Consider the following 8,781-nt stretch of genomic DNA (forward strand, 5'->3'; position numbering starts at 1 on the left):
TTGCGGCGCTTCGCGCCGCAACTCTCTATTGGGTTTTGTCCTAACATTGCTGACTATAGCTATACAAGACGCTTACGGCAATTTTTGCTTAAAAAAATCCCCAATAAATTTTTGAAAGATGTTGTTTTACCATACTTTTAAAAAATTTCTTGGTTTGGGTTTGAGCGCAAAGCGCTATAGTGATGTGCAGCATCGTAGTATTGGAAGATTATTCGGAGGTATTAGCTTATGTCCGCAGCAACTAAAAAATATCGATTAATCACCCGAAGCGACTTTGATGGTGTTGTCAGTGCTGTATTGCTCAAAGACCTCGATATGATCGATGAGATTCTGTTTGTCCATCCTAAAGATGTACAAGATGGCAAGGTGGAAGTCTGCGATCGCGACATTTTAACTAACCTACCCTATACCGAAGGTGCACACTTAATATTCGATCACCACACCAGTGAAACTATGCGAGTGTATGACACTCCTGACAATCATATTATTGAGGGTGAAGCCCCTTCAGCAGCAAGAGTCGTCTACAACTATTACGGTGGTAAGTTAAAGTTTCCGAAGGTGTCGCAGTTAATGATGCAAGCGGTAGACAAATGCGATTCCGCTCAGTTTGATATTAATGATATTCTCCACCCTGAAGGCTGGGTATTACTAAGTTTTCTAATGGATTCGAGGACAGGCTTAGGTAGGTTTCGCGAGTTTACGATCTCTAACTATGCCTTAATGATGGAATTAGTGGATGCATTTCGCACGATGCCCATCGAAGAAATTATGGAACTTCCGAATGTAAAGGAACGGGTAGAACTTTATTTTGTACAGCAAGAAATTTTTAAAAAGCAAATTCAACGCTGTGCTGAGGTTTACGACAAGTTAGTGATCGTTAACTTACGCGGTGAAGAAACGATCTATGCTGGCAATAGATTCATGGTCTATGCACTATATCCCGATTGTAATATTTCTATCCATTTGATGTGGGGGAGACAAAAGCAGAACGCCGTATTTGCAGTTGGCAAGTCTGTACTCAATCGTACCTGTCCGATCAATATTGGGGAGTTGATGTTGAGGTATGAGGGAGGAGGACATGCTAATGCGGGGACTTGTCAGATCGATAACGATCGGATAGAAGAGATCAAACAAGAACTCATCGATATTATTACCCGCAATAATGTAATGAAGCCTTCAATGTCATTTGAAAGCTAGAAAACACCATTCACTGAAGTGAGGCAACACTTCAGTGAATTAAAAAATAGGCTCAGTAAGGTTTTGAGTTTCCCAAAATGGCGTTACCATTTTGGGAATTGTTATTAGCAGGACTATTAGTTGAGAAGATATTGTAGTTTTAAGCGTAGGGTAGCTAGAGCGTTCGCGCGGTGACTAATGCGAGCTTTGACTTCTGGAGGAGTTTCTCCAAAGGTTTGTTGAAGTTCGGGCATGAAAAAAATAGGGTCATAGCCAAAACCACCATTACCCATTGGCGATTCAGTAATTACTCCTTTACAAATACCAATTGCATCGGCGACGATTTCGCCAGATGGTGAAGCGATCGCGATCGCACATACAAATTGAGCTTCGCGATTAGAGAAATCGCGAAGTTCCGTTAATACTCGATTAATCCGATCGCGATCGGTAGCAGCATACCTTGCCGAAAGTACTCCAGGAGCACCATTGAGGGCAAATACTTCTAGCCCAGAGTCATCAGCGATCGCCCATTGCTTAGTGGCGATCGCTACTTGAGAAGCTTTTAGATGGGCATTCTCAATAAAGGTTATACCTGTTTCCTCGACATCAATATTGTCAGGCTTAGCGATCAGTTCAACCCCAAAATCTGCCAAGTAAGAACGGAACTCTTCTACTTTTCCTGCATTACCGCTAGCAATAACTAATTTTTGCAGTTGAGTCAATACATCAACCATGTTTGTTTCACCCACCATTTTTGCTCGTTACTTAATTATCTATCAATTTTTAGGTTTTATACCCTATTTATTATATTTGAGCCTACATTTATTAGAACTTACAGAAAAAATACCTAAACGTGATGATTTATCAACAATAGATTCGCAAATAGATCGGTAGTCCTAAAAAGGAAAGGATTCATATGGTAAGGATGGGCGGCGCGAAGCGCCGCCCATCCTTACCTATTTAGCACTACCATTCACGAAAGTGTGACAACACTTTTGTGAATTGAAAACCAAAACCAGTAAGGGCTTTCAAGTTAAGAAATGGCGTAGCCATTTCTTAACTTGGTATTATTAAGAATATTCCTTAACGCTCGTGATGAATCGCTTAACCCTATCTAGATCCTTATCCCCTGCGGAAAGTTCTACCCCACTCGATACATCTAAGCCTTGGGGAGATGTAAGCGCGATCGCTTCAGCAACATTTTCAGGCGAAAGCCCACCCGCTAGCCACCAATCACAATTCGGGCAAAAATCGCGGAGCATTTGCCAATCGATCGCTTTACCCGTCCCTCCTGCTATTTGCGGGTCATAGGCATCTAGTAACACCACATCCACAATATCGCTATAGAGTTTTGCCCTTTCTAAACCTGCTCGATCTTTGACGCGCAGGGCTTTAATAAGCTTTATTTGTGGATTTATAAGATCTAACTGCGATCGCAAGCGATCGCAAAATTCTGGCGATTCATCACCATGAAGCTGTACAGCATTTAGCCCCGATGACTCCATAGCGTGACAAATTTCCGCTGTACTTGTGTTGAGGAACACTCCAATCAAGTCGAGATCGACGAACTGCTCGGATTGAGATTTGGTTAGACTAAAGATGATTTGTCCAATTGTGTTGGTACTAATATATCGTGGTGAAGAGGGTACACAAATAAAACCAAGGGCATCGGCTCCCATTTGGGCGATCGCTCGGGCTTGATCTAGTTTCGTAATTCCACAAATTTTGATATACATACAACCAACGCCGCATTTCATGACAGAGTATTTATCCTATCCAACAATTGCCATAACAACCATGCAAGCCTCACCGAAATCAGCCCCGAACTTAACCTCTAAATTAGTCCAAATGCTCGCAAATAAGCTTTCCCTAGGCTCGGCTGTTGTTATGGCGATCGTCATCGCTTGCAGCATCCCCGCACTTCCCGCGCGTGCTTCCCTCTTTGATGGTCCCGTTGATCGCTTGCCCTCAGTCCAGCGCGACTCGCTCCGCAGTGGGCAAACAGTGGTCACAGGCGAAAAGGGGAAATACGTGGCACGAGTCCTTGTCAATGCATCTCCCGACGCAGTTTGGCAGGTATTAACCGACTATGCCAACCTTTACAAATTTATCCCTAACATGAGTTCTAGCAAGATTCTTGAAAATCGGGGCAATCGGAAGGTAATTGAGCAGATCGATACCCGTCAGGTTTTTCTGATTTCTATCGTTTCCCGCACCAAATTGGCAATCCAAGAAACCGATCGCCAACAGATCGATTTTCGTCTTCTCGATGGCGATCTTTCGCAAATGGAAGGCTATTGGAAAATGGAACCAGTCTCCACCGTTCCCCGTCGTCCTCCTACACAGGTTTTGATTACCTACACTGTTAACGCGCAGCCAAATTCATCTACCCCCACCGATGCCTTTTATAGTATCTTTAAGGATGCCTTAGGGGACACATTGCAAGCAATTAAGCAAGAAGTGGGCAGAAGAGGCTAAGTAGTTAGACATCATTAAAAACCAAAACCAGAGAGCATACCGCCCGCTGCGCGGGCGGTATGCTCTTCTAGGTTTTAAGTTTACTTATGCCTAGCTACTTAGTATAGACGCGCAAGCATAGGAAGTGCTTTGCGCTCAAACCCAAACCAAGGAAATTTTTAAAAGCGTTGCTTCGCAACGCTTTTAAAAATTTCCTTGTAGTTCGTTTGATCAATAATTGCTGTAATACAGAGGTATAATTAAAATCCAGATATAAGCCCTGTGGCGCACGCTGTGCGCCGCAGGGTTTAGGGTTTTATATTTAATTAAGCCCACTTACTTAGATTAAATTTTTGTCATGACTGAACTTCCTTTATCTGATGAGTCAAGAGCACTTGAACTTCGCAAAATCCTGCAACGCACCAGTTACGAATACTATGTACTTGATGCTCCGACGATAGAAGATTCGGTCTATGATGCGCTCTATCGCGAATTGCAAAATCTGGAAGCAACCTATCCACACCTGATTACCCCTGATAGTCCCACTCAGCGTGTCGGTGAAAAGCCCACAGTTCAGTTTGTCTCGGTGCGGCATCACATTCCACTCTATAGTCTAGATAATGCTTTTACGAATGGAGATGTCAAGAATTGGCAAGACCGATGCCAAAAGGGATTGGATCGTTCGGACTTTTTGGACTTTTTGGACTTTTTGGATAGCGTTTGTGAACTAAAAATTGATGGTTCGGCGATCGCCTTAACCTACGAGCAAGGTTTACTAGTGCGGGGCGCAACTAGAGGTGACGGCACATCAGGGGAAGACATTACTCCAAACATTAAAACTATTCGCTCGATCCCTCTCCGCCTTAATTTAGACAATCCGCCCGATCGCTTGGAAATTCGCGGTGAAGCATTTTTGCCGATCGCCGTTTTTGATGAGATTAACCAAGAGCGATCGCAGCAGGGAGAAGCTCTATTTGCCAATCCCCGCAATGCGGCCGCAGGGACATTACGCCAACTAGACTCGCGGATCGTCGCCAAACGTCGCCTTGATTTCTTCGCCTATACCATCCACATCGATCGCGAAGATTTTGCCAAAAAAAATCTACCCCAAATTTCTTCCCAATGGGAAGCTCTCGAATTTCTCCAAACCATTGGGTTTCGGGTCAATCCCAATAAGCAACTCTGCACATCTCTTCAGGAATTACAAGACTATTACGATCATTGGTCAACGGAACGACTGAAATTGCCCTATATGACCGATGGAATGGTAATTAAACTCGATGCCTTTTCCGTACAGGAGCAATTAGGATTCACGCAAAAAACTCCTCGTTGGGCAATCGCTTGGAAATATCCTGCCGAGGAGATGCCCACGGTCATCGAAGCTGTCACTGTGCAGGTGGGACGCACTGGCACTCTCACCCCCGTTGCGGAATTACGTCCCGTTTTGCTAGCAGGCACAACCGTTTCGCGAGCGACTTTACACAATAGCGATCGCCTAGCCGAGCTAGATTTACATGTTGGCGATACGGCGATCGTCAGGAAAGCTGGAGAAATTATTCCTGAAGTGGTGCGGATATTACCAGAGTTGCGCCCCTATCAGGCTGTCCGTTTTGTGATGCCAACCCATTGCCCCGAATGCGGTCAACCCGTAATTAAGCCTGAAGATGAAGCGGCCACCCGTTGCGTAAATGGAAGATGTCCTGCGATCGTGCGAGGGGCGATCGAACATTGGGTCAGTCGCGATGCTCTGGATATTAACGGCATTGGGGAGAAGTTGGTCAGGCAATTAGTAGTGGAAAATCACATTACTTCCATTGCCGATCTCTATGATTTGACCAGTGAGAAATTGCAGACGCTAGATCGCATGGGTCAAAAATCTGCTGACAAAATTATTGCAGCGATCGCTCAATCTAAAACCAAATCATGGGCGCGTGTGCTGTATGGTTTGGGTATTAGACATGTGGGTAGTGTTAACGCTCAAAATATTACGGATAATTTTCCTAATGTAGAGTTATTAGCTCAAGCGAGTCCCGAAGCGATCGCTTCTATCTTTGGCATCGGTGAAGAAATCGCTCAATCCATTTATGAATGGTTTCGTAAAGAAGAGCATCAGATTTTGGTGCAACGCCTGCAATCGTCAGGATTGCAGTTTGTGGGCGAGAAGAAGGACAGTCGCGCGATCGCGATTAATCCCAATATTGCGGGTAAAACCTTTGTGGTGACGGGAACATTACCAACCCTCAAACGCGATGAAGCCAAGGAGCTAATTAAGTCGGCTGGGGGAAAGGTTACCGATTCGGTCAGCAAAAAAACCAATTATCTCGTCGTCGGTGAAGATGCAGGCTCCAAGCTAGACAAAGCCCAATCCTTGGGTGTGACATGCCTCTCCGAGGCAGAATTGCTAGCATTGATCAATCGTTAATAACAAGTCCCAAAATGGCAACGCCATTTTGGGAATCTCAAAAATTCCCTTGGTTTGGTGTTTACAGCGCTTTGCGCTCAAACCCAAACCAAGGGAACTTTTGAAAGCGTTGCAAAGCAACGCTTTCAAAAGTTCCCTTGTGGTTCGTTTGATCGATAATTGCTGTAATTCACAAAAGTGTTGTCACACTTTCGTGAATTGGTATAAAAAGCTGCCATCAACTGGATCAGGACATAAAAAAGAGGATTGCCGTGCTCCGCACGGCAATCCTCTTTTTGGGTTTAATACTATACCAATCTCTCTATGTGGAGACTCGATCAACGTGATTTTGCCAGTAGAAAGCGATCGCTAAATTAATCCATTTAAAAACGTAGTACAGGCTCGTGAAGACAAGAAAAAACAAAATCGTGCCGAAAAAGAAATTGGGATTTTCCAGATTTTGGAATACATGTTGAATAACATACTGGGGTTGAGTCAATACATCCCAACTATTCAAGCGATTGACCCTTCCCAAATATACGCCGATCGCACAGATGAAATTCATGGCAACTTCCATGAAAGTTATGCGCTCGATCAGCTTCAGCCAACCTAAATATTGAATGAGCCTCATTAGCGATATTACGTAGCATTGAAACCCGCATAATATGAAGATCGTATATTGGGGAATCAAGACAAAAATTATGCCATTATCAGAAATTTCAGGAGTCCTTACATCATCCACAAAGTGAATAATATCGGTAATTATGTAAGGGGCATTCGGCAGGAAGAGAATAAAAATTGTTAGCCCCAGCCACCACATAATATTTTGAGGTAAGCGCTTAGGCGATCGCTTTATGAATAAAATAAAGCTCAATAGGCAAGGAATAATTGCTAAGAAAAGATTCCAACTCATCCATTGAAAATTATCTAAAAACTGAGAGAAGGCTTCCGACATTATGTTTACTCCAGATATATGTTCAGTCCTTATAAGTAAGTGGGCTTAATTAAATATAAAACCCTAAAACCTGCGGCGGACACGCAGCGTCCGCCGCAGGTTTTAGATCTGAATTTTAATTATGCTGAGGTCTTTATGTTCAGTGCTTGCATGTTCAGTGCTTATATATTCAGTACCTTATATATTCAGTACCTTATATATTCAGTACTATGTTGATAGCTAGCGTTTGTGCTTATTATCAATATCCTTTACCAAAGATCCCTTACCAAAGATTAAGTTCCAAGATTAAGTTCTATGATAAATAGTTTCCCAATTAATTTCCCAATTAATGAGATATGGTTAATTGCGATCGCCCTCAATACCATCCTAGGCGCGATCGCTCTCATGTTGCCACGTAAAGTCTTAACTACCGCAGGTATTTGCCACGCTTGGGGCTTGGGAATTATTATCTGGGGCTGTTTGGGATGGCAGGGTTATACCGTCATTTTCAGCTATCTGATCGTAGGTTCGGGTGTAACGCGCATTGGTAAGGAGATCAAAGAAACTAAGGGCATCGCCGAAAAACGTGATGGCGCAAGAGGTCCCGAAAATCTCTGGGGATCGGCAGCGACGGGAGCAGTATGTGCGATCGCCCAAGCCATTGCGCCCAATCCAATCTGGCTATTAGCCTATGTCGCTAGCCTCAGTACCAAACTCGCCGATACAACAGCTAGCGAAATAGGCAAAGCCTATGGAAAAAGCACCTTTTTAATTACTACCCTCAAGCCAGTTGCCGCAGGTACGGAGGGAGCAGTGAGTTTAGAGGGAACGATCGCGGGAGTTATGGGATCTTTATTAATTGCGGTGATTGGCTGGGCGGTAGGTTTACTTACTAGCCCTTGGAGTCTGCTTTGGTGCATGATCGCCGCCTTTATAGCCACCAATATCGAGAGTTTAATCGGCGCAACTCTCCAAAACAAATACGATTGGCTTACTAACGAATTAGTCAATGGAATTAATACAACTATTGGTGCAGCGATCGCTATTTTAATCGCGCAATCATTACATGCATTTAACCTTTTATTAATCTAAACTTAACCATACAAATCACAATTTTTTAACTTATAAAAAACCCTAAATCATTATTAGGCAATAGTTATGGGGATTTATTTTTATGATTTAAGTCGATGCCTAAAATGTCAATTGGCAATACAATAAAAGTCATATTTCTATTCACGTATGTATAAAGCGGAGTTTGATTTTGACTACGATCGATTTGTTTAAAAATTCCACAGACTACACCACTTTTTCAGCAGGCGATGTGGTCTTCCATAAAGGTGGAGTTGCCGATCGCATGTATGTGATCGTAGAAGGTGAAGTAGAAATTTCCATAGATGGCAAAATCTTGGATACTACTGGAGCGGGAGGAATCGTGGGAGAAATGGCTCTAATTGATGCCAGCCCAAGAAGTGCTACAGCGATCGCTAAAACCGAATGTAAGCTAGTACCTGTCGATCAAAAACGTTTTTCTTTTTTGGTACAACAAACTCCTAACTTCGCGATTAACGTGATGAAAATCATGGTTGAAAGAATTAGAAGACTTGATGCCCTAGTTTTATCGCTCAAATAAGCAATAAGTGCTTGTGCAAAATAAATTACCCAAACCCGTAAAGTTGCGCCCGTAGGGGCGCAACTTTACGGGTTTGGGTTTGTAATTAATTATGCCCAGCTACTTACTAGCCAATAAGTAAATGGGCTTAATTAAATATAAAACCCTAAAACCTGCGACGCACGCTGCGCGTGCGCCGCAGGT

General features: G+C 43.3%; 8 protein-coding genes. 5 read left to right on the top strand and 3 right to left on the bottom strand.

Going from position 1 to position 8,781, the window contains the following annotated elements:
• Positions 1-228: 228 nt before the first annotated feature.
• A complete protein-coding gene (locus PSE7429_RS19390) occupies positions 229-1,197 on the top strand; it encodes a DHH family phosphoesterase (protein WP_009629038.1) in 969 nt (322 codons plus the stop codon).
• A 116-nt stretch (positions 1,198-1,313) separates the two neighbouring features.
• Here the strand turns inward: PSE7429_RS19390 and rdgB are convergent, their stop codons facing one another.
• Positions 1,314-1,928, bottom strand: coding sequence for an RdgB/HAM1 family non-canonical purine NTP pyrophosphatase (rdgB, locus tag PSE7429_RS19395; protein WP_009629039.1), 615 nt, complete (start codon positions 1,926-1,928; stop codon positions 1,314-1,316).
• A 318-nt stretch (positions 1,929-2,246) separates the two neighbouring features.
• Entirely contained in the window at positions 2,247-2,912 is a 666-nt protein-coding gene (locus PSE7429_RS19400) for a phosphoribosylanthranilate isomerase (protein WP_009629040.1), read from the bottom strand.
• A gap of 19 nt (positions 2,913-2,931) precedes the next feature.
• On the opposite strand from PSE7429_RS19400, the gene PSE7429_RS19405 reads away from it, so the two are divergent.
• Positions 2,932-3,654: an SRPBCC family protein gene (locus PSE7429_RS19405; RefSeq protein WP_009629041.1), complete on the top strand. Its 723-nt coding sequence runs from the start codon at positions 2,932-2,934 to the stop codon at positions 3,652-3,654.
• A gap of 337 nt (positions 3,655-3,991) precedes the next feature.
• Positions 3,992-6,055 (top strand): NAD-dependent DNA ligase LigA, encoded by a 2,064-nt coding sequence (gene ligA / locus PSE7429_RS19410; RefSeq protein WP_009629042.1) that lies wholly within the window; start codon positions 3,992-3,994, stop codon positions 6,053-6,055.
• Positions 6,056-6,356: 301 nt separating this feature from the next.
• Here ligA and PSE7429_RS19415 read toward each other — a convergent pair whose 3' ends face one another.
• The gene (locus tag PSE7429_RS19415) at positions 6,357-6,989 is read right to left on the bottom strand and encodes a DUF1361 domain-containing protein (RefSeq protein ID WP_009629043.1); all 633 of its coding nucleotides are present in this window, start codon (positions 6,987-6,989) and stop codon (positions 6,357-6,359) included.
• A 294-nt stretch (positions 6,990-7,283) separates the two neighbouring features.
• Between PSE7429_RS19415 and PSE7429_RS19420 the strand changes: the two genes are divergently transcribed.
• Positions 7,284-8,060, top strand: a complete 777-nt coding sequence (locus PSE7429_RS19420) for a TIGR00297 family protein (RefSeq protein WP_009629044.1) — start codon at positions 7,284-7,286, stop codon at positions 8,058-8,060.
• Between the two features lie 169 nt (positions 8,061-8,229).
• Positions 8,230-8,598: a cyclic nucleotide-binding domain-containing protein gene (locus tag PSE7429_RS19425; protein ID WP_009629045.1), complete on the top strand. Its 369-nt coding sequence runs from the start codon at positions 8,230-8,232 to the stop codon at positions 8,596-8,598.
• Positions 8,599-8,781 lie beyond the last annotated feature (183 nt).

This window comes from Pseudanabaena biceps PCC 7429 (assembly GCF_000332215.1).
Lineage (GTDB): Bacteria > Cyanobacteriota > Cyanobacteriia > Pseudanabaenales > Pseudanabaenaceae > Pseudanabaena > Pseudanabaena biceps.